This window comes from Streptomyces sp. NPDC051183, from assembly GCF_040682455.1.
Classification (GTDB): Bacteria; Actinomycetota; Actinomycetes; order Streptomycetales; family Streptomycetaceae; genus Streptomyces.
This window is the reverse complement of the sequence record NZ_JBFBBA010000053.1, coordinates 18,146-43,966: the sequence shown is the minus strand read 5'-3', so window position 1 is coordinate 43,966 and position 25,821 is coordinate 18,146. Positions and strand designations below refer to the sequence as shown.

Genomic DNA, 25,821 nt, shown 5'->3' with positions numbered 1-25,821 from the left:
GGAGCCACTGCGGAGCATTGGCGACTGACGACAACGCGGCAAGCCGCGGTGCCAGGCGGGCCGGGCCCGGCCATGATCCGCCAGACACCCCCTAGGGGGCGGCCGGGCCGGAGTGCTTGTTGTCCTGGGGCGGGGCGTCGTCGCCCGAGACGGCGAGCCAGCCGCCGACGCCGAGTACCGCGACCAGCGCCACCGCGCCCGCGGACAGGGCGAGCCGCCGCTTGCGCGCGGCCTCCGCACGGTGCCGGGCCGCGCCGGGGCGGTGGCCGCCGGCCGGCCGCGGGACCCGCGCCGTGCCCAGCGCGCCCCCCGCCAGCTCGTCCGGCCCCGGTACCCGCATCGAGGTGTGGGTGTCGCGGTTCGAGTCCGTGGCGGACCCCGGCACCAGGGGCACCACCCCGCGCCGCCGGACCGGGTCCGCCGCCGCGCCCTCGGGCTCTGGCAGCCCGGACAGCTCCGAGAGCTCGGCGTCGTCCGGCTCGTCCACGTCCAGCGGCGGCATCCCGGCCAGCAGCGGCAGCAGCTCCCTGAGGCGTACGGACAGCTCCGAGGCCCGCAGCCGGGACGCGGGGGCCTTGGCGAGGCACTGGACCATCAGCTGCCACAGCTCGTCGGGGATGCCCGGCAGCGGGACGACCGTCTCGGTCACGTGCCGCCGCAGCACCGCGCCGGGATGGCCGCCGCCGAACGGCGTGAAGCCCGCCAGCAGCTCGTACAGGACGGTGGCGAGGGCGTATATGTCCACGGCCGCCCGCGGGGGCAGCCCCTCCACGATCTCGGGCGCCAGATAGTCCGGCGTGCCGATGATGCGGGTCGTCGGGGCCGAGGCCCGCCCGGCGGAGGTCCGCCGGGGCGAGTCGATCAGCTTGGCCACGCCGAAGTCGGTCAACAGCGCGGGATGCGCGCCGCCCGGGCCGAGCGGGCCCTGCATGTCCAGCAGGACGTTCTCGGGCTTGACGTCCCGGTGCACGACCCCCGCCGCGTGCGCCGCGGCCAGCGCGTCGGCGACGTCGGCGACGATCGCCACCGCCGCCTCGGGGGCCAGGCGCCGCTCGCGGTCGAGGCGCGTGCGCAGGTCCGTACCCCTGACGAGGTCCATGACGAGGGCGAGGTCGTTGCCGTCGACGACGAGGTCGCGGACGGAGACGACGTGCGGGTGGTCCAGGCCCAGCAGCGCGCTGCGCTCCTGGACGAACCGTCCGACCAGCTCCTGGTCGGACGCGAGGTCCTCGCGCAGCAGTTTGACGGCGACGGGCCCGTCAGGCCCCTCGCCCAGCCACACCGTGCCCGCGCTGCCGCGCCCAAGGATCTGGTGCGCGGTGTACCGGCTGCCGATCTTCCGTGCCACGACTGCTCCCTCAGCGGCTGGCGTACGCACCAAAGCTACGCGGCCGGGTGGGGGTTGGACGCCAGTAGGGGCCCCGATTCGCGGCGACCTTCACTTCTGCGGGCGAAAACACGTCCCAGAAGTCGACAAATCCACGAAGTCGGCGCTACAGGGCCCCGGTCACTGGGTGCCCTTGTCCGTCGCCTCGCCGATCGTGGTGATCCAGTCGACGGCGCCGGTGCCCCAGCTCCACACCTGGTCGAACCAGCCCTTCCCGGTGCCGACCCACGCCTGGAGCGGGGTCAGCTCCCAGATCAGCCAGCCCGCGACGAAGAACACCAGGATCAGCACCAGGCAGCCCTTGAGGCAGCCCAGGCCCGGGATGTGCACCGGGTTGGCGCTGCGGCGGCGCGGCTCGCGCGGCTCCCGGGGGGCGGGCTGCTGCGGAGGCGGGCCCTGCGGGGGCTGGTGCTGCGGCTGGTGCGGCTGCGGCTGGTGCTGCGGCTGCCGGTACTGGGGCTGCTGGTACTGCTGGGGCTGGTGCTGCTGCGGCTGGTAGTGCTGCGGCGGCGGAGGCGCGTACTGCTGCTGCGGAGGCTGCTGGTACTGGGGCCGCTGCGGCTGCTGGTACTGCTGCGGCGGGGGCTGCTGGTACTGAGGGCGCTGCGGCTGCTGCTGCGGGGGCGGCGGCGCCTGCCGCTGCGGCCGGCGGCGCAGCGGGTCCTCGCTCGGGTCGAGGTACTGGATCTGCGTCTGCTCGTTGCGGTCGCGGGCCGCCTGCATCTGCGACTGCCACGGGTGCGGCTGGTCCGGCCGCTGTACGGGCGGCATGACCGAGGTCGGGTCGGCCCCGGGGGCCGCGGTGTTCGGAAGTACGGAGGTGGCGTCCGCGGCGCCGACCGGCGGCAGCACGCTGGTCATGCCGTTGGGGTCGTAGCCGCCCATCGGCGAGCCGCCCTGCCCGGACAGCACCTGCGTGGCGTCCGCGGCGCCCGGGGTCTCGGGGACCGGCGCGGGCGAGGGGTCGGGGGCCAGGAGCGCGCCGACCCCGAGCGCGGCCTCCACCTGCTGCGGCGAGGAGTGCACGCCGATGCCGGCGGCGACCACGCGCAGGCCGCGGGCCAGGCTCTCGGCGCTGGGGCGCTCGGTCGGCTCCTTGCGCATGCAGCGTTCGATGACCGTCCACAGCGGCTCGGGCAGGTTCGCGGGGCGCTGCGGCTCCTCGCTGAGGTGGCGGTGGAGCACTTCCAGCGCGGTACCGCCGGCGAAGGGCGGCCGGCCGGTGAGGAGCTCGTAGAGCAGGATGCCGGCGCCGTAGATGTCGACGGCGGAGGTCTGCGGGCGGCCCTCGGCGGACTCGGGGGCCACGTAGGCGGGGGTGCCGACGAACTCGTGGGTGCGCGTCAGGCCCGGGGAGTCGGCGAGGCGGGCGATGCCGAAGTCGGTGAGCATCGGCTTCATCTGGCCGTCGCGCTCGTCGAGCAGGACGTTGGCGGGCTTCAGGTCGCGGTGGACCACGCCGTCGGCGTGGCTGGCGGCGAGCGCGTCCGCGATCTGGGCGGTCAGCAGGCTCGCGGCGACCGGCGAGAAGGGGCCGTTCTCGCGGAGGTACTTGTGCAGGTCCGGGCCGTCGATCAGGTCCATGACGAGGGCGAGCAGGTCGCCCTCGACCACGAGGTCGCGGGTGCGGACGATGTTGGGGTGGGTCAGGCGCAGCAGGACGGAGCGCTCGCGCAGGAAGCGCATGACGATGTCCGCGTCCTGTGCCAGCTCCTCCTTGAGGACCTTGATGGCCACGGTCTCGCCGGGGTGCCCTGCGACGGCCGCCTCGGCGCCGGCCATCTCCCTCTGGCTGGCACGCCAGACAGTGCCCGTGGCGCCGCGTCCGAGCGGCTCCTCGAGCAGGTACTTGCTGCCGACTGGCCGCACGTCTCGCGCTCCCCTGCTGTCGTTCTCGTCACCGATCCGGCCATCGTTCCGGTCGATGGTTTTCCGGCCCACTCTAGGGGGTGTCCCCATGGAAGACGCCGGGCGTCGAAGGTTGGTTGCCGTACATATGTACTAAGAGTGATGTTTGCGGTGTATGCCAGGGGCGATTTTCCTCGCCTTGCTGTCCGTATGTGAACGGTGCTGATACCGGCCCGCGACCGATCAAGATCAATTGTCGGCGGGTGCCGGGCGTGTTGTCCGTGACAGGTGCGAGGATGCACCCGTACGGAACGGCCGGGACGGGAGCCCCGCCTTCCGCAGACCTGACCGGACGACGCGTCCGTGCCGGGTGGGGGCGAACGGGCAGGCATGTCCCGTGATTTCCCTGCCGGGCGCACTCACCGCGCACCGCGCAGAAGGGACCGCTGACGGCGATGCAGATCCGGCTGACCGTCCTTGGGTCGCGCAGCGGCCACCAGACCGCGACCGCGCCCGCGAGTTGTGACGTGCTCGTCACCGCGCCCGCCGGTACCGCGCTCGCCGCGGTGGCCTCCGGGCTCGCGGCGACCGTCGGCGGACCCGACACCGGGGGCACGGTCATCCTGTACGCCGGCGCGGAGCGGCTCGACCCGCAGCGGCGGGTCCTGGGCGAGCCCCCGCTGGTGGACGGGGCGGTGCTGGCGCTGCACGCGCCGGTCCCGGACGTCCTGCCGGACGAGGACGGCTCCGCCGGCCCGCAGCTGCACGTGGTGGCCGGCCCGGACGCGGGCGGGGTCCACCTGCTGCACCCGGGGGCGATCCGGGTCGGCCGCTCGGCCGACGCGGACGTCCCGCTGGACGACCCGGACGTGTCGCGGCTGCACTGCGCGGTGACGGTGCTGCCGGACGGCCGGGTGTCCGTGGCGGACCTGGACTCGACGAACGGCACGACGCTCGACGGCGTGCCGGTGGGCGCGGGCCCGGTGCCGCTGGCGCCGGGGGCGCTGCTGCGCGTCGGCGAATCCACCCTGCGGCTGGCCGGCGGGGCGGACCAGGCCGACAGAGCCGACAGGGACGCAGAGCGGCTGCCGGTCACCCCCGACCTGGAGGGCCACCTGTCCGTCGCCCCGCAGCCCGCGGCGCGCGGCTCCCGGCGGGGGGACGCGGCCGCCCCCGGCGACGGGGCCCATAGGTCCGACGGGGCCGACGGGCACGACGGGGCCTTCGGGCACGAAGGCCGCACCGGGCGCGAGGGCGGCCCGTACGGCGCTCCCGCTTCCGCCCCCGCGCCGGGCAGCACCCCCGCCCCCGTCCCTGCCGCCGCCCCCGACGCGGGAGCGGCCGGGCGCCGCAAGGGCCTCGGCGCCTGGGCGCGGAAGTGGGTGCGCGGCGAGGAGGCCCCCGCCGAGCAGGTCGCGGCCGAGGCGGCCGTCTCCGTACGGCCCGACCCCGATGACCCGGCCGCGCTGCTGCTGGCGGCCCTCGGGCCGACCCGGCGGCTGTGGTCCCGCGAGCCCGGGGCCCTCGACGTCGGCCTCGGGGCCGGGAGCCGGGTGGCGCTGCGCGAGGCCGGGGCCCTCGGGATCGCCGGTCCCCGGGCGCGGCTGACCGGGGTGGCCCGCTCCGTCGTCGCCCAGCTCGCCGCCCTGCACGCGCCCGGGCAGCAGCTGGAGATCGTGCTCGTCGCCACCGACCGGGCCCGCGGCCTGGCCGAGCGGCGGGGGGACTGGGGCTGGCTCGGCTGGCTGCCCCACGTACGGCCCGCGCACGGGCAGGACTGCCGGCTGCTGCTCGCGTACGACCGCGACCAGGCCGCGGCCCGTACCGGCGAGCTGACCCGGCGCCTCGACGACAGCCCGCTCGGCACCAACTGGGCCGCCGCCGACGCCCGCAGCATCCAGGAGGCCTCGTACGCCTACCAGGGCCCCCACACCCTCCTCGTCCTCGACGGGGACCCGGGCGCCGGGCCGCTGCGCGACATCACCGGCCGGCTCGCCTCGCACGGCCCCGCCGCCGGGATCCACCTGCTCGTACTGGCCGAGACGCCAGCCGCCACCCCCGCGTCCCCGGTCGCCGAGACGTACGAGGCCGCCTGCGCGGGCACCCCGGCCTTCCGGGACTGCGGCGCGGTCGCCCTGCTCAGCGGGGACGTGGCCACCGTCGTACGGACCTTCGAGGTGCGCGGCGGGCGGCCGGTGCCGCCCGGCGGGACGGCCACCGCCGATGCGGTGTCCCTGGCCTGGGCCGAGCGGTTCGCCCGAGCCCTGGCCCCGCTGCGGGCCGACTCCCAGAGCGCCGAGGCCTACCGGCCCGCCACGGCCGCGCTCCCCCAGACCTCGCGGCTGCTCGACGAGTTGGGGCTGGCCCGGGCCACCCCGGCCTCGCTGATGGCCCGTTGGGCCGCCGCCACCGACCAGGGGCAGGGCGTCGGCGGCCTCGTCGAGGTCGTGCTCGGCACCGGCCGGCGCGGCCCGGCCGGAGCCGAACTCGTCGCGGACGGCCCGCACCTGCTCATCGAGGGACCCGCCGGCAGCGGCCGCACCGAGCTGCTGCGCTCCGTCGCCGCGTCCCTGTCCGCCGCGTCCCGCCCCGACCGGCTCGGCCTGGTCCTGCTCGACGGGGCCGGCGGCGAGCGCGGGGACGGGCTGCTGCCCTGCACCGAACTCCCGCACGTCTCGGCCCATTTGGTCGCCTCCGACCCGCTGCGCATGCGCGAGTTCGCCCAGGCGCTGGGCGCCGAGCTCAAGCGGCGGGCCGAGCTGCTGGACGGTGCGCCCTTCACCGAATGGCATGCCCGCCGGGAGCTGTCCGAGCGGATGGTCTCGCCCCGCCAGCCCAGCGCCGGCGAGCTGCACGGAGACCTCGACCCCCAGCGCACGGGGACGCTGCGGCTGCGCGCCTCCGCCACCCGCACCGAAGCGGCCGCGGGCCCCGGCCCGCTGCCCCGCCTCGTCGTGCTCGTCGACGACTTCGACGCGCTGGTCGCCCCCGGGCTCGGCAGTACGGGCCGTCCCGCCGCCGGGTCGGTGGTGCGCGTACTGGAGGCGGTGGCCCGTGAGGGGGCCCGGCTCGGCGTGCACCTGGTGGCCACCAGCGCCCGCCCGGACCGCACCGCCGACACCGAGCTGGCACGGCTGGCCACCCTGCGCGTCGAGCTCGACGCACCCGACCAGCCGGGCCCCGGCCGCGGGCTGCTCCGGTACGCCGACGGCCGGACCCTCCCGTTCCAGGCCGGGCGGGTGACCGGCCGGATCCCCCGGACGGCGACGCTGCGGCCGACAGTGGTGCCGGTCGAGTGGGAGCGGATGGGTGACCCGCCGGCCCGCCGTCCGGTGCGCGAACTGGGCAACGGGCCCACCGACCTCGCCCTCCTGGCCAGCGCCCTGGACCGCGCCTCCCACCTCGTCTCGGCGATACCGGTGCTGTTCCCGCCCGCCCCCTGAAGCCGGGGCGCGCCCCCGCCACGCGCTATTGCGGGGGTGCGCGGGTCGGCGTAGACCTGTGGGACGGGACACACCACAGGCATCGGGGGCAGAGCCATGCGCAGGCACGGAACGAGCCGCACGACACCCACCCGTACGACACCCACCCGTACGACACCGGCCCGTACGACATCCGCCCGTACGAAACTCACCTGGACGGCGCTCGCCGCCGCCACCGCGCTCGTGCTGACCGCGTGCGGCGACGGGGACGGGGACGGCGGGCAGGCCCGGCCGAGCGGCGGGGAGCCCTCCACCGTGCGGGTCCAGTTACCCAGGCTCACCGGCGAGAAGCTGGAGGTCGCGGCGGTCTGGACGGGGCCCGAACAGGCGAACTTCGCCAAGGTGCTGCGGGAGTTCGAGAGGCGGACCGGCGCCACCGTCACCTTCGTCCCGGCCCAGGACCCGATCGTCACCTTCCTCGGTACGAAGATCGCGGGCGGCCAGCCGCCGGACGTGGCGCTCCTCCCGCAGGTCGGCGCGCTGGTCTCGGCGGTGGAGAACAAGTGGGCGCAGCCGGTCGGTGCGGAGGCCAAGGCCCAGCTCGACCAGAACTACTCGAACGGCTGGAAGGCGCTCGGCGCGGTCGGCGGCACCCAGTACGGCGTGTACTACAAGGCGGCCAACAAGTCGCTGATCTGGTACAACGCGAAGGCCTTCGAGGCGGCGGGCGTGCAGCCGCCGAAGACCTGGAAGGAGCTGCTGAGCGCGGCCGACACGCTCTCGGCGTCCGGCACCCCGGCGGTCTCGGTGGCCGGCGCGGACGGCTGGACGCTGACCGACTGGTTCGAGAACGTCTACCTCTCCCAGGCGGGCCCCGAAAAGTACGACCAGTTGGCCAAGCACCGGATCAAGTGGACGGACGACAGCGTCAAGCAGGCGCTGACCAGCCTCGGCGAGCTGTTCGGCCGCAAGGACTTCCTGGCCGGCGGCCAGAGCGGGGCGCTGGCGACCGAGTTCCCCAAGTCGGTGACGCAGACGTTCACCGGCGGTGACCGCCCGGCGGCCGCGATGGTCTTCGAGGGCGACTTCGTGGCGGTGAACATCGGGCAGACGGAAGCGAAGGTGGGCAAGGACGCACTGGTCTTCCCCTTCCCGGCCGTCGGCGCCAAGGCCCCCGTCGTCTCGGGGGGTGACGTGGCGGTCGCGCTGAAGCCGTCGAAGGGCGCGCAGGCGCTGCTGACCTTCCTCGCCTCGGCGGACGCGGCGGAGATCCAGGCCCGGGAGGGCGGCTTCGTCTCCCCGAACAAGGCGGTCAGCCCGGACGCCTACCCGAACGACATCCAGCGCGACATCGCGAAGGCGCTGATCGCGTCGGGCGACGAGTTCCGCTTCGACCTGTCCGACCAGGCCCCGGCGGCCTTCGGCGGGACCCCGGGCACGGGCATGTGGAAGGACCTCCAGGACTTCCTGGCGAACCCGTCGGACGTGGCGGGGGCCCAGGCGAAACTGGAGGCCGACGCGGCCAAGGCCTACGGGAACTGAGCCGTGACGGCCGAAGCCCCGCGCGGGGCCGCCGCCACGACAGCCGCAGCGGACGCGGCGGCCTCAGCGGCCGGGGCCGGGGCAGCCGCCAGGGCGGCCGCGGCCCGGCGCCGCCGGCTGATCGCCGCGGCCTTCCTCCTGCCCACCCTCGTGCTGCTCGGCGCGCTCGTCGTCCACCCCATCGGCTACTCCCTCTACCGCAGCCTCTTCGACCGCTCCGGCGACGCCTTCGTCGGCGCCGGGAACTACCGCGAGATCATGCACGACGACACGATCCGCACCGCCCTGCGGAACACGGCGGTGTGGGTGGTGCTGGCGCCGACCACGGCCACCGCCCTCGGCCTGATCTTCGCGGTCCTCACCGAACGGGTGCGCTGGGGAACGGCGTTCAAGCTCCTCGTCTTCATGCCGATGGCCATCTCGATGCTGGCGGCGGGCATCATCTTCCGGCTCGTCTACGACCACGACCCCGACCGGGGGGTCGCGAACGCGGTCTGGGTCGGGGTCCACGACACCTTCGCGGAGTCCTCGGCCTTCCCCAAGGCCCGCCCGGGCCGCGATTCCCCGCTGGAGCCGGCCGCCGGGGGCGCGTACATGACGCGTGATCCCGTACGGGCGGGCGCGCCGGCCCTGCTCCCGCTGGTCGGCATCGCCCCGGAGGCGCTGCCCGAGGGGACCCGTACGGCCGCGGCCGCCCTCCCGGAGCCGGGCCGGGTCACCGGCACCGTCTGGCAGGACTTCACCCGGGGCGGGGGCGGCCGTACGAACGCGGTCGACCCCACGGAGTCCGCGCTCGCCGGGATCCGGATCGAGGCGGTCAAGGACGGCAGCGTCGTCGACTCGACGCGGGCCGGCGCCGACGGCACCTTCACCCTGTCCGCGAAGGCCGACGGGGCCCGGCTGCGGCTGCCCGCCTCGAACTTCCGGGAGGCGTACGCGGGGGTCCAGTGGCTCGGCCCCACGCTGGTCACCCCGGCGGTCATCGGGGCGTACGTCTGGATGTGGGCCGGTTTCGCGATGGTGCTGATCGGGGCCGGGCTCGCCGCCGTGCCCAGGGAGCTGCTGGAGGCGGCCCGCGTGGACGGGGCGGGCGAATGGCAGGTGTTCCGCCGGGTCACGGTGCCGCTGCTGGCGCCGGTGCTGGCCGTCGTCCTCGTCACCCTCGTCATCAACGTCATGAAGATCTTCGACCTGGTCTTCGTGATCGCCCCGGGCGCAGTGCAGGACGATGCCAACGTCCTCGCCCTCCAGCTCTACCGGACCTCCTTCGGCACGGACGCCGATCCGGGACTGGGCAGCGCCATCGCGGTGCTGCTGCTGGTGCTGGTGGTCCCCGTGATGCTCTACAACATCCACCGGATGCGGAAGGAGGCCCGCCGATGAGCACGGTCCGCGGGACGACCGGACGGCTGACGGCGCGGTTGGCGGGCGGGGCCCTGCGGGTCTTCCTGGTACTGGCGGGGCTGTTCTGGCTGCTGCCCACGCTCGGCCTGCTGATCTCGTCCTTCCTCTCCCCCACCGAGCTGAACGGGGGCGGCTGGTGGAAGGCGCTGACCGCCCCCTCCCGGCTCACGGCCGGCAACTACGAACGGCTGCTCCAGAACGACACCATCACCGGCTCGCTCCTGAACACGGTGGCCATCGCCGTACCGGCGACCCTGCTCGTGCTCACCCTCGGCGCGTTCGCCGGATACGCCTTCGCCTGGCTGGAGTTCCCGGGCCGGGACTGGTTGTTCCTGATCGTGGTCGGGCTGCTCGTGGTCCCCGTGCAGGTGGCTCTGATCCCGGTGTCCGAACTCTTCGGCTCCGTCGGCCTGTTCGAGACCACAGCGGGCGTGGTGCTCTTCCACACCGCCTTCGGGCTGCCGTTCGCGGTGTTCCTTCTGCGCAACTTCTTCGCCGAGATCCCCCGCGAGCTGTTGGAGGCCGCCCGGCTCGACGGCGCGGGCGAACTGCGGCTGTTCGCCCGGGTGGTGCTGCCGCTGGGCGGGCCCGCCATCGCCTCGCTCGGCATCTTCCAGTTCCTGTGGGTGTGGAACGACATGCTCGTCGCGCTCGTCTTCGCCGATTCCGCGAACCCGCCGATCACCGTGGCCCTGCAGCAGCAGGTACGGCAGTTCGGCAACAACATCGACGTGCTCGCGCCCGGCGCGTTCCTGTCGATGGTGGTGCCGCTGGCCGTCTTCTTCGCCTTCCAGCGGCAGTTCGTGTCGGGGGTGATGGCCGGGGCGATCAAGTAGCCCGCGCCACGGGCTCCGATCGGGCGCCGTGATCACGGGGTTGACATGGGATGCTGACGCTGCGTAACCCGAATGCCGCACTCTGCGTAACCCGATCGCCGCGCGCGCGGTTCCTGGGCAATATGCCCGCGCCGACCCCTGGATGTGCCGTGCCCCGGTTCAGCGTCATCGTGCCCGCGTACAAGGTCCAGGCGTACCTCCAGGAGAGTCTGGACTCGGTCCTGACGCAGTCGTACCCGGATCTCGAACTGATCGCGGTGGACGACGCCTCCCCGGACGCCTGCGGTTCGATCATCGACGAGTACGCCGCCCGGGACCCGCGGGTGACCGCCGTGCACCTGGCGCACAACCTCGGACTGGGCCCGGCCCGCAACGCGGGCCTGGCCCGGGCCACCGGCGACTACCTCGTCTTCCTCGACGGCGACGACACCCTGGCCCCCGGCGCCCTCCAGGCCATCACTGACCGTCTGAAGGCCACCGGCTCCCCGGACGTCCTCGTCTACGACTACGCGCGCACCTTCTGGACCGGGGAGCTGGTGCGCAACCGGCTCTCGCACCGGCTCTCCGAGGAGGGCCCGGCCAGCTTCCGGCTCGCCGACCGCCCGGCGCTGCTCGGCATGCTGATGGTGGTGTGGAACAAGGCGTACCGCCGCGACTACGTGGAGCGCGAGGGCCTCGAATTCCCGCCCGGGTTCTACGAGGACACCCCCTGGACCTACCCGGCGCTGCTGGCGGCGGAGTCCGTCGCCGTGCTCGACCGGGTCTGCGTGCACTACCGCCAGCGCCGGACCGGCTCGATCCTGACCACGTCCACCCGCCGCCACCTCGACATCTTCGACCAGTACGACCGCGTCTTCGGCTACCTCGCCACCCGCCCCGAGCTGGAGCGCTGGCGCCCCGCCGTGCACCGGCGGATGGCCGAGCACTTCTGCGCCCTGTACGCCGACCCGCGCCGCCTGCCGCGCGCCAGCCGGGCGGAGTTCTTCGGCCGGGCCTCGGCCCTGCTGCGCCGCTACCGGGCCCCCGGCTCGCAGCCGCTTTCGCTCTCCCGCACCGACCGGGTCCGCCACCTGCTGATGCGGCTGGGCACCCGGCGCACGTACCGCCTGCTGTCCACGCTGCGCACAGCGGCGCTGGCGGCGGGGCGGACCGGCGCTGCCGCCTGGCAGGGCCTGCGCGAGGCCGCCCTGCGCCTGCACTACCGGATCCAGCGGCTGCTGCCGCTGCGGCCCGAGCTGGCGGTCTTCTCCGCGTACTGGCACGGCGGCTACGCCTGCAACCCGGCGGCCATCGAGGCCAAGCTGCGGGAGCTGGCCCCGCGGATGCGGACGGCGTGGATCTGCGACCCGGCGCACGCCGCGACCCTGCCCCGGGAGACGGCGGCGCTGCGGCCCGGTTCGGCGGCGTACTGGACCGCCCTCGCGCGGGCCACGTACCTGGTCACGAACGTCAACTTCGACCGCACGCTGGTCAAGCGGCCGGGCCAGATCCTGGTGCAGACCCAGCACGGCACCCCGCTCAAGCGGGTCGGCCTGGACCTCCAGGACCGTCCGGCGGCCACCCCGACGACGGACTTCGCGGGCCTGCTGCGCAGCGCCGACCAGTGGGACTACCTGCTCTCCGCGAACCGGCACTCGACGCTGGTGTGGGAGAAGGCGGTCCCCTCCTCGTACACGACCCTGGAGTACGGCTACCCGCGCAACGACGTCTTCCACCGGGCCACCCAGTCCGACGTGCTCGAACTGCGCGAACGCCTGGGCGTCCCGGCGGGTTCCATCGCGATCCTGTACGCCCCCACGCACCGCGACTACCGGCGCAGCCGGCCGGACCACCTGGACTTCGAGCGGGTCCTGCGCGACCTGGGCCCGCGCTTCACGATCCTGACGCGCACGCACCTGACGTACGCGGACGCCGAGCGCTCCTGGGAGCCGCACCCGCGGCTGCTGGACGTCTCCCGCCACCCCTCGGTGGAGGAACTGTGCCTGGCCTCCGACGCGTTGGTGACGGACTACTCCTCGCTGATGTTCGACTACGCCGCGCTGGACCGGCCGATCGTGATCCACGCGGACGACTGGGAGGCGTACGAGGCGGCGCGCGGCACCTACTTCGACCTGCGCTCGTGCCCGCCGGGCGCGATCGCCCGCACCGAGGACGAGCTGGTGGACATCTTCGCCACGGGGCACTGGCAGGGATCGCGCTCGGCCCAGCTGCGCTCGGCGTTCCGCGCGCGGTTCTGCTCGTACGACGACGGCCACGCGGCGGAACGCGTGGTCCGGCGCGTCTTCCTGGGCCAGTCGGCCCCGGTCCCGGCGGTGCTCCCGCTGGAGGACCGCCGCCCCACTCCGGCGGCTCCCGCCCCGGCCGCGGAACCGACGCTGGCCCACCTCACGGCCGGCCTCTGGCCGTAGCGGGCGCCCGGTTCGGCGGCCGTACGGGTCAGCGGCCGCCCGGGCCCGCCTTCAGGCCCGCGACCACCTGGTGGGCCAGGGTGTCGAGGTGGGGGGCCGTCACCGCGTCGCGGACGATGACCTGGCGCCAGTAGAGCGGGCCGATCGCGAGGTCCAGTGCGTGGTCCGCGTTGATGCCGTCCGGGAGTTCGCCGCGGGAGACGGCGTCGGCGACGATGCCCTCCGCCATGCGGCGCTGGCCGTCGAGGAGGGCTCCGCGCACCGCCTCGGCGATCTCGGGGTTGCGGGCGGCCTCGACCAGGAGGTCGGGGATGACCGCCGAGGCCACCGGGTGGCGCAGCACGTGTGACATGACCTCCAGCAGCGCCCGTACGTCCCCGTACAGCGAGCCGGTCGCGGGTACCGGCAAGCCGTCCGCGGCGAAGGCCCCCACGAGGTCGAGCACCAGGTGGAGCTTGGACTTCCACCGCCGGTAGACGGCCGTCTTGCCGACGCCCGCCCGGCGCGCGACGCCCTCGATCGACATCCGGGAGAAGCCGACCGCGGCCAGCTCGGCGACGACCGCCGACCGGATCGCCTCGGTCACGTCCTCGCGCAGGACGGCGGCCCCGGCCGGGGCACGACGGGCGGGGGCGGAGGCAGGTTCCGTGGTCATGCACAGAGCATAACCGCGCAGGCCGTCACCCACCCGTCACGACGATACGGTTGCGTTCCGACGACTCGCGCCCTAACCTCGACGTAGCGACGATACGGACCCGTTCCATCGCCAGCGACGACCCGACCCCGTCCCCCGTCGAAAGCGAGCCCCGTGACCGTGACCACCGCACCGGTGACCCCCGCGGGCACCCGCGCCGGCAACCCGGCGGGCACCTCCGCCGCGGAGCTCGCCGCCGCCCACGGGCTGACCGTCAGCGGCGCCCGCCCCTCGCTGCCCCGCTACGTCGCGCAGCTCTGGGGCCGCCGCCACTTCGTGACGGCGTACGCCACCGCCCGCATGCACGCCACGTACAGCACGGCCAAGCTCGGCCAGGTCTGGCACCTGGTGACCCCGCTGCTCAACGCGGCCGTCTACTACTTCATCTTCGGCATCGTCATGCACGCCAGCCACGGCGTACCGAACTACGTGCCGTTCCTGATCACCGGCGTCTTCGTCTGGGACTTCATCGGCAGTTCCATCAACGCCGCCACCCGCTCCGTCCACAGCAACCTCGGCCTGGTCCGCGCCCTGCACTTCCCGCGGGCGAGCCTGCCCATCTCCACCGTCGTCCAGCTCTTCCAGCAACTGCTCGTGACCATGGGCGCGCTGGTCATCCTGCTCCTCGCCTTCGGCCAGACCCCGAGCCCGTCCTGGCTGCTGGCCGTCCCCACGCTCGTCCTGATGGCGGTCTTCTGCGCGGGCTGCGCCATGGTCATGGCCCGGATCGGCTCCAAGAGCCCCGACGTGAGCCAGCTGATGCCGTTCGTCCTGCGGACCTGGATGTACTCCTCGGGCGTGATGTGGTCCATCGACACCATGCTCAAGACGGACCACCTGCCGCACTGGGTCACGCTCGCGCTCAAGACGAACCCGGCCGCCGTCTACATCGACCTGATGCGCTTCGCGCTGATCGACACCTTCCCCGCGCACGCGCTCCCCCACCACGTGTGGCCCGTCGCGATCGGCTGGGCCCTGCTCGCCGGCGTCGGCGGCTTCATCTACTTCTGGAAGGCTGAGGAGGAGTACGGCCGTGGCTGACCTCATGGAACGAGCGACCCCGTCGACCCCGGCGGCTGCGGCCGTCGACACCCGCGTACCGACCGTCATCGCGGACGAGGTCCACGTCGTCTACAAGGTGCACGGCGCCGGCAGGCCCAAGGGCGGCGCCACCGCGGCCCTCAGCCGGATCTTCTCCCGCAAGCCGGCGCCCGGCATCCGCGAGGTGCATGCCGTCAAGGGCGTCAGCTTCACCGCGTACAAGGGCGAGGCCATCGGCCTCATCGGCACCAACGGCTCGGGCAAGTCCACCCTCCTCAAGGCCATCGCCGGCCTCCAGCCGGTGGCCCGCGGCGCGGTCTACTCGCACGGCCAGCCGTCCCTCCTCGGAGTGAACGCCGCCTTGATGAACGACCTCACCGGTGAGCGCAACGTCGTCCTCGGCGGCCTCGCGATGGGCATGTCCAAGCAGCAGATCCGCGAGCGCTACCAGGACATCGTCGACTTCTCCGGGATCAACGAGAAGGGCGACTTCATCTCGCTGCCGATGCGGACCTACTCCTCCGGCATGGGCGCCCGGCTGCGCTTCTCCATCGCCGCCGCCAAGGACCACGACGTCCTGATGATCGACGAGGCCCTGGCCACCGGCGACGCGGCCTTCCAGCGCCGCAGCCAGGCCCGCATCGAGGAGCTCCGCGAGCGCGCCGGCACCGTCTTCCTCGTCAGCCATGGCATCGGCACGGTCCGCGAGACCTGCGACCGGGCGATCTGGCTGGAATCGGGCGTCCTGCGCATGGACGGCCCCGCCGGCGAGGTCTGCGACGCGTACGAGGCCTTCACCTCCGGACGTTAGTGCCACGCGCTGGACAGCGGGCGGCCCCCGGGACCATCGAGGTCCCGGGGGCCGCCCGTTGCCGTGCGCGAGGCGCGCGGCTCAGCCGCTCGACCGCTCAGCTGTGCGCGCGCAGCAGCGAACGCATCGTCCGCATGGCCACCGACAGGTTCGCCAGGTCGAAGTCGTCCGACCCCTGGATCTCGTCCAGCGTGGTCCGGGCCCGGCCGATGATCGCCGCGTTGCGCACTTCCCAGGCCTTGAACCGCTCCTCGGGGGTCGACGTGCCGTTGCCGACCGCCAGTACGTCGGCCGTCAGGGCCGCGTGCGCCGCGAACAGGTCCTCGCGGATGGAGGCGCGGGCCATCGACTGCCAGCGGTCCGACCGCGGCAGCTCGATGATCCGGTCCATCAGCTGGGTGATCTCCAGGCGGTCGGCGAGGTCGTAGTACACCTCGGCGACGTCCAGCGGGGCCACGCCGGTGCGGTCCGCGATGGCCACGATGTCGAGCGTCGGGAAGGCGGACGAGAAGCCGGCCACCTTGGCCGCCAGCTCCTCCGGCACGCCCTCGCCGGTCAGCTCGGCCATGATCGACTCGTACCACTCCAGGTCCGCGCCGCGCACCAGCTTGGGCAGCTCCGACCAGACCTCGGTGACCCGGGCCGCGAAGAACTCGATGGTCTCGGTGATCTGGAGCGGCTGCGGCCGGTTGTTCAGCAGCCAGCGGGTGCCGCGCTCGACCAGGCGCCGCGAGTGCAGCCGGATCCGGGTCTGGGCGTCGGCCGCGACCTTGTTGTCGAGCGCCTCGACCGCGTCCCACACCTCGGCCAGGCCGAAGATCTCGCGGGCCGAGAGCTGCGCCCGGACGATCTCCTCAAGGGAGGCCCCGGTCTCCTCGCGCAGTCGGTGCAGGAAGGTCGAGCCACCGCTGTTGACGGTGTCGTTGACCAGCACGGTGGTGATGATCTCGCGGCGCAGCGCGTGCCCGTCGACCTGCTCCGGGAACTTCGCGAGCAGCGCGCCCGGGAAGTAGGCGTGCAGCAGGCGGGCCAGGTACGGGTCGTCCGGCAGCTCGGTGTGGATGAGCTCGTCCGCCACCGTGATCTTGGTGTAGGCGAACAGGACGGCCAGCTCCGGCTGGGTCAGGCCCTTGCCGTTGTTCAGGAGCTCGCGGATCTGCCGGTCGTTGGGCAGGAACTCCAGCGCGCGGTCCAGCAGGCCGTCCCGGCCCAGGCGGCGCATGAAGCGCTGCTGGGCGTGGAGCAGGCTCGGGGCCTGGGCCGCGCCGTTGGCGAGCGCCACGTTCTGCGCGTAGTTGTTGCGCAGCACGAGGCGGCCGACCTCGTCGGTCATCTCGGCGAGGAACTTGTTGCGCTGCTTGACGGTCAGGTCGCCGTCGGCGACGACCGAGTTCAGCAGGATCTTGATGTTCACCTCGTGGTCGGAGGTGTCCACGCCCGCGCTGTTGTCGATGGCGTCGGTGTTGACCTTGCCGCCCTCGCCGCCGGCGCCGCTGCGGGCGAACTCGATGCGGCCGAGCTGGGTCAGACCCAGGTTGCCGCCCTCGCCGATGACCTTGGCCCGTACGTCGGAGCCGTTGACGCGGATGGCGTCGTTGGCCTTGTCGCCGACGTCCGCGTGCGTCTCGGCGGTCGCCTTGACGTACGTGCCGATGCCGCCGTTCCACAGCAGGTCCACCGGGGACTGGAGGATCGCCTTCATCAGGTCGGCCGGGGTCATCTTGGTGACGCCGGCCTCGATGCCGAGGGCCTCGCGTACCTGCGCGTTGACCGGGATGGCCTTGGCCGAACGCGGGTGGATGCCGCCGCCCGCGGAGAGCAGCGCGGTGTCGTAGTCGGCCCACGAGGAGCGCGGCAGGTCGAACAGGCGCCGGCGCTCGGCGTAGGAGGTGGCCGCGTCCGGGTTCGGGTCGATGAAGATGTGCCGGTGGTCGAAGGCTGCGACCAGGCGGATGTGCTCGGAGAGCAGCATGCCGTTGCCGAAGACGTCGCCGGACATGTCGCCGACGCCGACGACGGTGAAGTCCTGGTTCTGGGTGTCGTGGCCGAGCTCGCGGAAGTGCCGCTTGACGGACTCCCAGGCGCCGCGGGCCGTGATGCCCATGCCCTTGTGGTCGTAGCCGGCCGAGCCGCCCGACGCGAAGGCGTCGCCCAGCCAGAAGCCGTAGGACTCCGCCACGCCGTTGGCGATGTCGGAGAACGTCGCGGTGCCCTTGTCGGCGGCGACGACGAGGTAGGTGTCGTCCTCGTCGTGGCGGACCACGCCCTTGGGCGGCACGACCTCGCCGGCGACCATGTTGTCGGTGATGTCGAGCAGCGCCGAGATGAAGATCTTGTACGAGGCGATGCCCTCGGCGAGCCAGGCGTCGCGGTCCACCGACGGGTCGGGCAGGTTCTTGGCGACGAAGCCGCCCTTGGCGCCGACCGGCACGATGACAGTGTTCTTGACCATCTGCGCCTTGACCAGGCCGAGGATCTCCGTACGGAAGTCCTCGCGCCGGTCGGACCAGCGCAGACCGCCTCGGGCGACCTTGCCGAAGCGCAGGTGGACGCCCTCGACGCGCGGGGAGTACACCCAGATCTCGAAGGCCGGGCGCGGCGCGGGGAGCTCCGGGATGGCCTGCGGGTCGAACTTCATCGACACGTACGAGTGCTGCTCGCCCGCGGAGTCGAGCTGGAAGAAGTTCGTCCGCAGGGTCGCCTTGATGAGGGTGAGGAAGGACCGCAGGATCCGGTCCTCGTCCAGCGAGGCGACCTGGTCCAGGGCGCCGTCCAGCTCCTCCAGCATGGCGTCGATGAGCTCGGTGCCGGCAGTCTGCCGGACGGGCGCCATCCGGGCCTCGAACAGCGAGACCAGCAGCCGGGTGGTGTGGACGTTGTTGCGGAGGGTGTCCTCCATGTAGTCCTGGCTGAAGGTGGCACCGGCCTGGCGCAGGTACTTCGCGTACGCGCGCAGGACGACGGCCTGGCGCCAGGTGAGCCCGGCGCTCAGGACCAGGGTGTTGAAGTTGTCGTTCTCGGCGTCGCCCTGCCAGACCGCGGCGAAGGCCTCCTGGAAGCGCTCGCGGGCGTCGTCGCCGAGGTAGTTGGCCGCGGCGTTCTCGCCGTTCGCGTTCGCGGCGGGCATCCGCAGGCCGAAGTCGTAGATCCACGCGCTGACCCGGTCGGAGCGGCGCAGCTCGTACGGGCGCTCGTCGGTGACCTCGACGCCCAGGCGCTGCAGCACGGGCAGGACCGCGGAGAGCGAGACCTGCTCACCGGTGCGGTAGATCTTGAACCGGCGCTCGCCGGGCCCGGCGCCGACCGGCTCGTACAGCGAGAGCGCGAACTCGCGGTCGCTCGCGGACAGTCGCTCCAGGTGGCACAGGTCGGCCACGGCCGCGCGCGGCGAGTGGTCGGCCTTGTAGCCCTCGGGGAAGGAGGTGCCGTAGCGGCGCAGCAGCTCGGCGGCGCGCTCCTCGCCCAGCTCGGCCACCAGGGCCTCGCCGAAGCCGTCGGCCCAGGAGCGGGCGGCCTCGACCAGGCGGCCCTCGATGCGCTCGACGTCGGCGTCGGTCAGGACGGGCAGCTCGGTGCCCTGCGGGACGCGGACGACGAAGTGGATGCGGGAGAGGATCGACTCGGTGTTCCAGGCGGTGAAGTCGACGCTGATGCCGTCGAGCTCCTCCTGGAGGATCCCGATCAGGCGCAGCCGCACGCCGGTGGTGTAGCGGTCGCGCGGCAGGTAGACGAGCGCCGAGTAGTAGCGGCCGTACTCGTCCTGGCGCAGGTACAGCCGCAGCCGGCGGCGCTCCTGGAGGTACAGGACGGAGGTGACGATCTCGCGGAGCTTGTCGACCGGGGTCTGGAACAGCTCGTCGCGCGGGTACGTCTCCAGGATCTGGAGCAGGTCGCGGCCGTCGTGGCTGGACGGCGAGAAGCCGGCGCCTTCGAGGACCTCGGCGACCTTGCGGCGGATGACCGGGACGCGGCGCACGGACTCGGTGTACGCGGCGGAGGAGAACAGGCCGAGGAAGCGGCGCTCGCCGACGACGTTGCCGTCGGCGTCGAACTTCTTCACGCCGACGTAGTCGAGGTACGAGGGGCGGTGCACGGTGGCGCGGCTGTTGGCCTTGGTCAGCACCAGCAGGCGGTGCTCGCGGGCCTTGGCGCGGGCGTCGGCCGGCAGCCGGTTGAAGGACGGCGAGACGGGGTGCGCGTCCTCCTGTCCGCTGTGGTGCGGGTCGGAGCGCAGGATGCCGAGGCCGGTGCCGGGCACGGCGGCGAGGGCGTCGCCGTCGACGAGGTTGTACTCGCGGTAGCCGAGGAAGGTGAAGTGGTCGTCGGCGAGCCAGCGCAGCAGCTCACGGGCCTCTTCGAGCTCGTACTCGCGCAGGTCGGGGGCGGTCGGCTCGTTCGGCAGCTCGTCGGCGATGCGCAGCGCGGCGTCGCGCATCTTCTCCCAGTCCTCGACGGATTCCCGTACGTCGGACAGGACGCGGAGCAGATCGGCGGTGATCTGCTTGAGGTCGGCGCGGTCGGTCTCGCGGTCGATCTCGACGTGGATCCAGGACTCGACGAGGGAGTCGTGGGGGCGCGCGGTCTTGGGGCCGTGCGCGTCGCAGTCGGGGCCGAGGATCTCGATCAGCTTGCCGGTGACGTCGCGGCGGACGACGACCTGCGGGTGGATCACCACGTGGATGCCGCGGCCCTGGCGGGACAGCTCGTTGGTGACGCTGTCGACGAGGAAGGGCATGTCGTCGGTGACCACCTCGACGACGGAGTGGCTGGAGGTCCAGCCGTTCTCCTCGACCGTGGGGGTGTGCACCCGCACGTTCGCGGTGCCCTGCGGCCGGTTCTCCGCGAGCCGGTAGTGCGAGAGCGCCGCCCCGAACACGTCGACCGGGTCCCGGTCCAAGAGGTCCTCGGGGGCGGTGTGCAGGTAGTAGCGCTGGAGGTAGGCGAGCATCGTGTCCTGGTCGGGACGCTCCCCTTGCTCGGACCCAGTCGGAAGTAGCCCCCCGGCCGGGCTGTTCTCAGCTACCCGTGCCGCCCGCGCGAGCAGCTCGGCCTTTGCTTCGTCCAGCTTGGTCTGCATGTCCTCTGGCTCCTGTCGCGCGCCATTGCGTGACGTAGGTGAAAAAAGGAATGGCATAGCACCGCGAGGCGGGGATTCCGTTCGGGGTCGACGCTATGCCGTCGAGAGAGCCGACCGGGAGGGAATCAGCCATGATCGGCGAGAGGTCCCGGCAGCGGGGATCAGCGACGGCCCGGGCACGGTGGTGCGCCGGGCGCTTGCCGGAGGCTTCAGTGCCTCCGAGGACTATCGCGCTGATCACGGGTACCAGGCTATCTCCACCCACCCCCGACTCGTCATGAGCTGTATGTGTACAAAACCTGGGGTGGAACTTTGACACTCTGGACAGCGACGCGGGCCGCCGCACGTGCCAGTAGCTATCCGGCCAGTTCGCGAGCAGCGCGTACGGCCTCGGCCAGGGTGTCCACGACGGGCACACCGGCTGATTCCAGACTGCTGCGGCTGTGCGAACCGCCCGTATAGAGCACGGCCCGGGCGCCCACGTGGGCGGCGGCGAGCGCGTCGTCCACGGCGTCCCCGATGAGAACCGTACGGTCGGCCGTCACCCCCGTCCCCTCCAGGGCGGCCAGGTGTCGTACGAGGTGTCCCGCCTTGGTGGTGTGCGAGGGGCCCGTACGGCCGTCCACGCGCAGGAAGTGCCGGTCGATGCCGTGCGCCCGGACGAGTGGTACGAGCTTCTCATGGGGCGCCAGGGACAGCAGCGACTGGGTCAGGCCGTCCGCCTGCCAGTCCCGGAGCAGCTCCCGGGCCCCTTCGGCGAGCCCGGCCGCGTCGGCGGCGGCCCAGTAGTGCCGGTGGAAGGTGTCGTCCATGACGGCCCACTCGGCCTCGGTGGGCAGCCGGCCCATCAGCCGCTCGTAGAACTTCGGCACCGGTACGACGTACAGCTCGCGGTAGCGCTCCAGCGTGATCGGCTCGAACCCGAACTCGGCGAAGGAGGCGTTCGTCGCGGCTATGACGGCGTCGATGTCGTGCAGCAGGGTCCCGTTCCAGTCCCACACGATGTGGTGGGCGGGGACGGGCGTTCCGGTCGGCGTTCCCGTCGGCGTTGCGGTCACTTCAGCAGCCCCGGGATCTCCTGGACGCCGAACCACAGCAGCTCGTGGTCCTCGGCGCCGTCGACGGTGAACCGCGCGTCGTCGTCCCCGGCGTCGGCGGCCTCCACGGCCGCTGCGGCGGCGCTGACGTCGCCCTCCGCGTCATCGGCGTCCACGTGCACGGCGGCGGCCACGGTGAGCCGCAGGACCCCGGCGACGGACACCTGGCCGAGCGTGGCCTCGTCGACCCCGGGGGTCGCGGTGGCGGCCTTGTCGTCCACGTCGAGCGCGACGACGACCCGCCGGCGCGGGGCGGCGGCGTCGGCCGCCAGGAGGCGCAGCGAGGCGGCCGCGGCGCGGCCCAGGGCCGCGTACTCCAGCTCCTCGATGTCATCCGACACGTACCACTCGCGCAGCCCCGGGGTGACGGCGTACGCCCGCAGCGGGGCGGGACCCAGCTCACCCGCCTTGTGCACCTCGGCGAGCGCGGGGAGGGTCAGGGGGACGTACACACGCATGGCCGGCTGCTTTCGGTAGTCGGAAACGCCCCCAGGATACGGCTGCGCCGCTCCTTCCCGGCGGACTGCGCCCCGTTCGGACGCCCGCTCCCGTCCGGGGGCGCCGCCGCCGGCCGGGTGACGGCCGCGGTACCCCTTCGGGGTGCCGGCTCCGGCTCCGCGCCCGTCCACCCGCGTCCCCTCCGCACGCCTCCGGGAGGCCGCCCGGCGCCCGGCGCGCACTCGGATAGGTGAACCGGGCCCCGGGCCGGGCGGGGCCCGGCGCCGGTTGCGGAGCGTGTTCGGCGACCGTAGAAGATCCCCATCAAGTTACCGCCCGGTACCACTCCGGGTCCGACCTGTACGGGGGCAGATCGCGATGGACACCACCCTGAGCAGCACGGTCCGCGGCGACGGGAGCCGCCGCCGGCCCGGCGGCCCGGCCCCGACCCGACCCACCGGGCGGCGCGACTCCCGCCGCCCCGCGGCCACCGCGGCCGAGCCGCGCGCCCCGCGCAGCGGCCCGCACCACTGGTTCGCCGAGCGGCTGCTCGCGGTGCTCAGCGGCCGCCGGCCGGTCCACTCACTGCTCGGCCACACCGTCGGCCCGGCGTACGAGCAGCTGGTCACCCTGGCCCCCGCGGACCCCTTCCGGGACCGGCTGCGCCCGGTCGTCCGCCAGTGCGGCCGCTTCACCCCGGGCCCGGGGGTCATCGAGGCCTTCGCCCGCATCGCGACGGGCGACCGGGTCTCGGCGATGGCCTTCCGCCTCGAACAGGGCCCCGACCTGCGCTGGCGCTGCGCGGCGGTGGAGATCCAGGGCCCCCGGCCATGACGGTCCGGCCCCGTCGGCGTTCGAGGCGCGGGGTCCGGGGCTGAGCCCCGGCAGCGGCGCCTCGCCCGCGCCCGCACGCACAACGCGGCCGGGGCCGGACACCCCAAGCGGTGTCCGGCCCCGGCCGACGGTCTGCCCCAGCGGGGCTACTTCTTGCGGCGACGCCCGCCGGAGGCCTTCTGCGCCTTGCGGCGCTCCGCCCGCGTCATGCCGTCGCCCTCGCCCGCGTCGTCCGCGTCGAAGTCGCCCTCGACCACACCGCCCTCGCCGTCCACCGTCGGGGCGGAGAAGTGCAGCCGGTCCGGGCGCTGCGGGGCGTCCAGGCCCTTCGCCCGGATCTCCGGACGGACCCCGCCCGCCGGCTCCTTCGTCATCGACGGAGCCGCGTCCTGCACCGGGAGCTCCTCGACCTGCTGCTCGACCTGGACCTCCAGGTTGAACAGGTAGCCGACCGACTCCTCCTTGATGCCCTCCTGCATGGCGTTGAACATGTCGAAGCCCTCGCGCTGGTACTCGACCAGCGGGTCCTTCTGGGCCATCGCCCGCAGGCCGATGCCCTCCTGCAGGTAGTCCATCTCGTACAGGTGCTCGCGCCACTTGCGGTCCAGGACCGACAGGACCACGCGCCGCTCCAGCTCGCGCATGATGTCGGAGCCGAGGTTCTTCTCGCGCGTCTCGTACTGCTCGTGGATGTCGTCCTTGACGGACTCCGCGATGAACTCGGCGGTGATGCCCGCGCGGTCGCCCGCGGCCTCCTCCAGCTCCTCGATGGTGACCTTCACCGGGTAGAGCTGGCGGAAGGCGCCCCACAGGCGCTCCAGGTCCCACTCCTCGGCGAAGCCCTCGACCGTCTCCGCCGTGATGTAGGCGTCGATCGTGTCGTCCATCATGTGCCGGATCTGCTCCTGGAGGTCCTCGCCCTCCAGGACGCGGCGGCGCTCCTTGTAGATGACCGTGCGCTGGTTGTTGAGGACCTCGTCGTACTTCAGGACGTTCTTGCGCGTCTCGAAGTTCTGGGTCTCGACCTGCGACTGGGCCGACGCGATGGCGCGCGTCACCATCTTGTTCTCGATCGGCACGTCGTCCGGCACGTTCGCCATCGACATGACGCGCTCGACCATCTGCGCCTTGAACAGCCGCATCAGGTCGTCACCGAGCGACAGGTAGAAGCGGGACTCGCCCGGGTCGCCCTGACGGCCGGAGCGGCCGCGCAGCTGGTTGTCGATACGGCGCGACTCGTGCCGCTCGGTGCCCAGCACGTACAGGCCGCCGAGGTCCTTGACCTCTTCGAACTCGGCCTTGACGGCCGCCTCGGCCCTGGTGAGCGCCTCGGGCAGGGCGTGCGCCCACTCCTCGATGTGCTCCTCCGGGTCCAGGCCGCGCTGGCGCAGCTCGGCCTCGGCCAGGTCGTCCGGGTTGCCGCCGAGCTTGATGTCGGTACCGCGGCCGGCCATGTTCGTGGCGACGGTGACGGCGCCGCGGCGGCCGGCCTGGGCGACGATCGAGGCCTCGCGCTCGTGCTGCTTCGCGTTCAGCACCTCGTGCGGGATGCCGCGCTTGGAGAGCTGCTGCGAGAGGTACTCGGACTTCTCGACCGACGTCGTGCCGACGAGGATCGGCTGGCCCTTCTCGTGCTTCTCCGCGATGTCGTCGACGACGGCGGCGAACTTCGCGACCTCGGTGCGGTAGATCAGGTCCGCCTGGTCCTTGCGGACCATGTCGCGGTTGGTCGGGATCGGGACGACACCGAGCTTGTAGATCTGGTGGAACTCGGCGGCCTCGGTCATGGCCGTACCGGTCATACCCGACAGCTTCGAGTAGAGGCGGAAGAAGTTCTGCAGGGTGATCGTGGCGAGGGTCTGGTTCTCGTCCTTGATGTCCACCCCTTCCTTCGCCTCGATCGCCTGGTGCATGCCCTCGTTGTAGCGGCGGCCGGCGAGGATGCGGCCGGTGTGCTCGTCGACGATCATGACTTCGCCGTCGATGACGACGTAGTCCTTGTCGTTCTTGAACAGTTCCTTCGCCTTGATGGCGTTGTTCAGGTAACCGACGAGCGGGGTGTTCACCGACTCGTAGAGGTTCTCGATGCCGAGCCAGTCCTCGACCTTGGCGACGCCGGCCTCGTGGATGGCGACCGTGCGCTTCTTCTCGTCGACCTCGTAGTCGCCGGTCTCCTCGATGCCCTTCAGCGGCTGGCCGGGCTCGCCCTTCTTCAGGCGGGTGACCAGCTTCGCGAAGTCGCCGTACCACTTCGTGGCCTGGTCGGCCGGGCCGGAGATGATCAGCGGGGTACGGGCCTCGTCGACGAGGATCGAGTCGACCTCGTCGACCACGGCGAAGTTGTGGCCGCGCTGGACCAGCTCGTCCTGCGACCACGCCATGTTGTCGCGCAGGTAGTCGAAGCCGAACTCGTTGTTCGTGCCGTACGTGATGTCCGCGCCGTACTGCTCGCGGCGCTGCGCGGGCGACATGTTCGCCAGGATGCAGCCGACCTCCAGGCCGAGGAACTTGTGCACCCGGCCCATCAGCTCGGAGTCGCGCTCGGCCAGGTAGTCGTTCACCGTGATCAGGTGGACGCCCTTGCCGGACAGCGCGTTCAGGTACGCGGGGAGCGTGCCGACGAGGGTCTTGCCCTCACCGGTCTTCATCTCGGCCACGTAGCCGAGGTGCAGCGCGGCGCCGCCCATGATCTGGACGTCGTAGTGGCGCTGTCCCAGGACGCGCTTGGCGGCCTCGCGAACGGTCGCGAAGGCCTCGGGCAGCAGGTCGTCCAGGCTCTCGCCGTCCTGGTAGCGCTGCTTGTACTCCTCCGTGAGGGCACGCAACTCGGCGTCGGAGAGGTTGACGAAGTCCTCTTCGATGGAGTTGACCTGGTCCGCGATGCGGTGCAGTTTGCGCAGGATCTTGCCTTCGCCTGCACGCATGAGCTTGTTGAAGACGGACACCGAGGTTTGTCTCCTTGCCGGTCGGGCCTGGGCACTG

At 72.8% G+C, this 25,821-nt stretch carries 15 protein-coding genes; 8 read left to right on the top strand and 7 right to left on the bottom strand.

Annotated elements, in window-relative coordinates:
- Positions 1-91: 91 nt before the first annotated feature.
- Both AB0M99_RS32955 and AB0M99_RS32950 read right to left on the bottom strand, forming a co-directional pair.
- Positions 92-1,348 carry a serine/threonine-protein kinase gene (locus AB0M99_RS32955; protein ID WP_365927022.1) on the bottom strand — a complete coding sequence of 419 codons (1,257 nt, stop codon included), beginning with the start codon at positions 1,346-1,348 and terminating at the stop codon, positions 92-94.
- 159 nt (positions 1,349-1,507) lie between these two features.
- Complete coding sequence (locus AB0M99_RS32950) at positions 1,508-3,256, bottom strand: serine/threonine-protein kinase (RefSeq protein ID WP_365927020.1); 1,749 nt, start codon at positions 3,254-3,256, stop codon at positions 1,508-1,510.
- Between the two features lie 434 nt (positions 3,257-3,690).
- Between AB0M99_RS32950 and AB0M99_RS32945 the strand changes: the two genes are divergently transcribed.
- The 5 genes from AB0M99_RS32945 to AB0M99_RS32925 all read left to right on the top strand — a co-directional run bounded on the left by AB0M99_RS32945 (position 3,691) and on the right by AB0M99_RS32925 (position 12,847).
- Positions 3,691-6,678 carry an FHA domain-containing protein gene (locus AB0M99_RS32945; protein ID WP_365927018.1) on the top strand — a complete coding sequence of 996 codons (2,988 nt, stop codon included), beginning with the start codon at positions 3,691-3,693 and terminating at the stop codon, positions 6,676-6,678.
- A gap of 96 nt (positions 6,679-6,774) precedes the next feature.
- A complete protein-coding gene (locus AB0M99_RS32940) occupies positions 6,775-8,199 on the top strand; it encodes an ABC transporter substrate-binding protein (RefSeq protein WP_365927016.1) in 1,425 nt (474 codons plus the stop codon).
- Positions 8,200-8,316: 117 nt separating this feature from the next.
- Complete coding sequence (locus AB0M99_RS32935; protein WP_365927034.1) at positions 8,317-9,582, top strand: sugar ABC transporter permease; 1,266 nt, start codon at positions 8,317-8,319, stop codon at positions 9,580-9,582.
- Positions 9,579-10,439 carry a carbohydrate ABC transporter permease gene (locus tag AB0M99_RS32930; RefSeq protein ID WP_365927014.1) on the top strand — a complete coding sequence of 287 codons (861 nt, stop codon included), beginning with the start codon at positions 9,579-9,581 and terminating at the stop codon, positions 10,437-10,439. Before AB0M99_RS32935 ends, AB0M99_RS32930 begins: the two co-directional genes overlap by 4 nt.
- Positions 10,440-10,588: 149 nt before the next feature.
- The gene (locus AB0M99_RS32925) at positions 10,589-12,847 is read left to right on the top strand and encodes a bifunctional glycosyltransferase family 2 protein/CDP-glycerol:glycerophosphate glycerophosphotransferase (RefSeq protein WP_365927012.1); all 2,259 of its coding nucleotides are present in this window, start codon (positions 10,589-10,591) and stop codon (positions 12,845-12,847) included.
- A gap of 28 nt (positions 12,848-12,875) precedes the next feature.
- Here the strand turns inward: AB0M99_RS32925 and AB0M99_RS32920 are convergent, their stop codons facing one another.
- Positions 12,876-13,502, bottom strand: a complete 627-nt coding sequence (locus AB0M99_RS32920) for a TetR/AcrR family transcriptional regulator (protein ID WP_365927010.1) — start codon at positions 13,500-13,502, stop codon at positions 12,876-12,878.
- A gap of 174 nt (positions 13,503-13,676) precedes the next feature.
- On the opposite strand from AB0M99_RS32920, the gene AB0M99_RS32915 reads away from it, so the two are divergent.
- Together AB0M99_RS32915 and AB0M99_RS32910 are read left to right on the top strand one after the other, a co-directional pair.
- Entirely contained in the window at positions 13,677-14,582 is a 906-nt protein-coding gene (locus AB0M99_RS32915) for an ABC transporter permease (RefSeq protein WP_365927032.1), read from the top strand.
- Between the two features lie 4 nt (positions 14,583-14,586).
- Positions 14,587-15,393 (top strand): ABC transporter ATP-binding protein, encoded by an 807-nt coding sequence (locus AB0M99_RS32910; protein WP_365927030.1) that lies wholly within the window; start codon positions 14,587-14,589, stop codon positions 15,391-15,393.
- Positions 15,394-15,490: 97 nt separating this feature from the next.
- Here the strand turns inward: AB0M99_RS32910 and AB0M99_RS32905 are convergent, their stop codons facing one another.
- From AB0M99_RS32905 to AB0M99_RS32895, 3 genes are all read right to left on the bottom strand, one after another.
- Positions 15,491-20,470: an NAD-glutamate dehydrogenase gene (locus tag AB0M99_RS32905; protein WP_365927008.1), complete on the bottom strand. Its 4,980-nt coding sequence runs from the start codon at positions 20,468-20,470 to the stop codon at positions 15,491-15,493.
- Positions 20,471-20,826: 356 nt separating this feature from the next.
- Positions 20,827-21,528 carry an HAD family hydrolase gene (locus tag AB0M99_RS32900; RefSeq protein ID WP_365927006.1) on the bottom strand — a complete coding sequence of 234 codons (702 nt, stop codon included), beginning with the start codon at positions 21,526-21,528 and terminating at the stop codon, positions 20,827-20,829.
- The gene (locus AB0M99_RS32895) at positions 21,525-22,025 is read right to left on the bottom strand and encodes a hypothetical protein (protein WP_365927004.1); all 501 of its coding nucleotides are present in this window, start codon (positions 22,023-22,025) and stop codon (positions 21,525-21,527) included. Before AB0M99_RS32895 ends, AB0M99_RS32900 begins: the two co-directional genes overlap by 4 nt.
- A gap of 358 nt (positions 22,026-22,383) precedes the next feature.
- Here AB0M99_RS32895 and AB0M99_RS32890 point away from each other — a divergent pair, with 358 nt between their 5' ends.
- Positions 22,384-22,839, top strand: coding sequence for an Rv3235 family protein (locus tag AB0M99_RS32890; protein WP_365927002.1), 456 nt, complete (start codon positions 22,384-22,386; stop codon positions 22,837-22,839).
- A gap of 146 nt (positions 22,840-22,985) precedes the next feature.
- Here the strand turns inward: AB0M99_RS32890 and secA are convergent, their stop codons facing one another.
- The gene (gene secA, locus AB0M99_RS32885; RefSeq protein WP_365927000.1) at positions 22,986-25,784 is read right to left on the bottom strand and encodes a preprotein translocase subunit SecA; all 2,799 of its coding nucleotides are present in this window, start codon (positions 25,782-25,784) and stop codon (positions 22,986-22,988) included.
- Positions 25,785-25,821: the final 37 nt, after the last annotated feature.

Excerpts from the sequence above, each read along its gene's own strand:
- AB0M99_RS32945 (WP_365927018.1), top strand. The coding sequence starts at position 3,691 with ATGCAGATCCGGCTGACCGTCCTTGGGTCGCGCAGCGGCCACCAGACC.
- AB0M99_RS32940 (WP_365927016.1), top strand. The coding sequence starts at position 6,775 with ATGCGCAGGCACGGAACGAGCCGCACGACACCCACCCGTACGACACCC.
- AB0M99_RS32930 (WP_365927014.1), top strand. The coding sequence starts at position 9,579 with ATGAGCACGGTCCGCGGGACGACCGGACGGCTGACGGCGCGGTTGGCG.
- AB0M99_RS32920 (WP_365927010.1), bottom strand. The coding sequence starts at position 13,502 with ATGACCACGGAACCTGCCTCCGCCCCCGCCCGTCGTGCCCCGGCCGGG.
- AB0M99_RS32910 (WP_365927030.1), top strand. The coding sequence starts at position 14,587 with ATGGAACGAGCGACCCCGTCGACCCCGGCGGCTGCGGCCGTCGACACC.
- AB0M99_RS32905 (WP_365927008.1), bottom strand. The coding sequence starts at position 20,470 with ATGCAGACCAAGCTGGACGAAGCAAAGGCCGAGCTGCTCGCGCGGGCG.
- AB0M99_RS32895 (WP_365927004.1), bottom strand. The coding sequence starts at position 22,025 with ATGCGTGTGTACGTCCCCCTGACCCTCCCCGCGCTCGCCGAGGTGCAC.
- AB0M99_RS32890 (WP_365927002.1), top strand. The coding sequence starts at position 22,384 with ATGGACACCACCCTGAGCAGCACGGTCCGCGGCGACGGGAGCCGCCGC.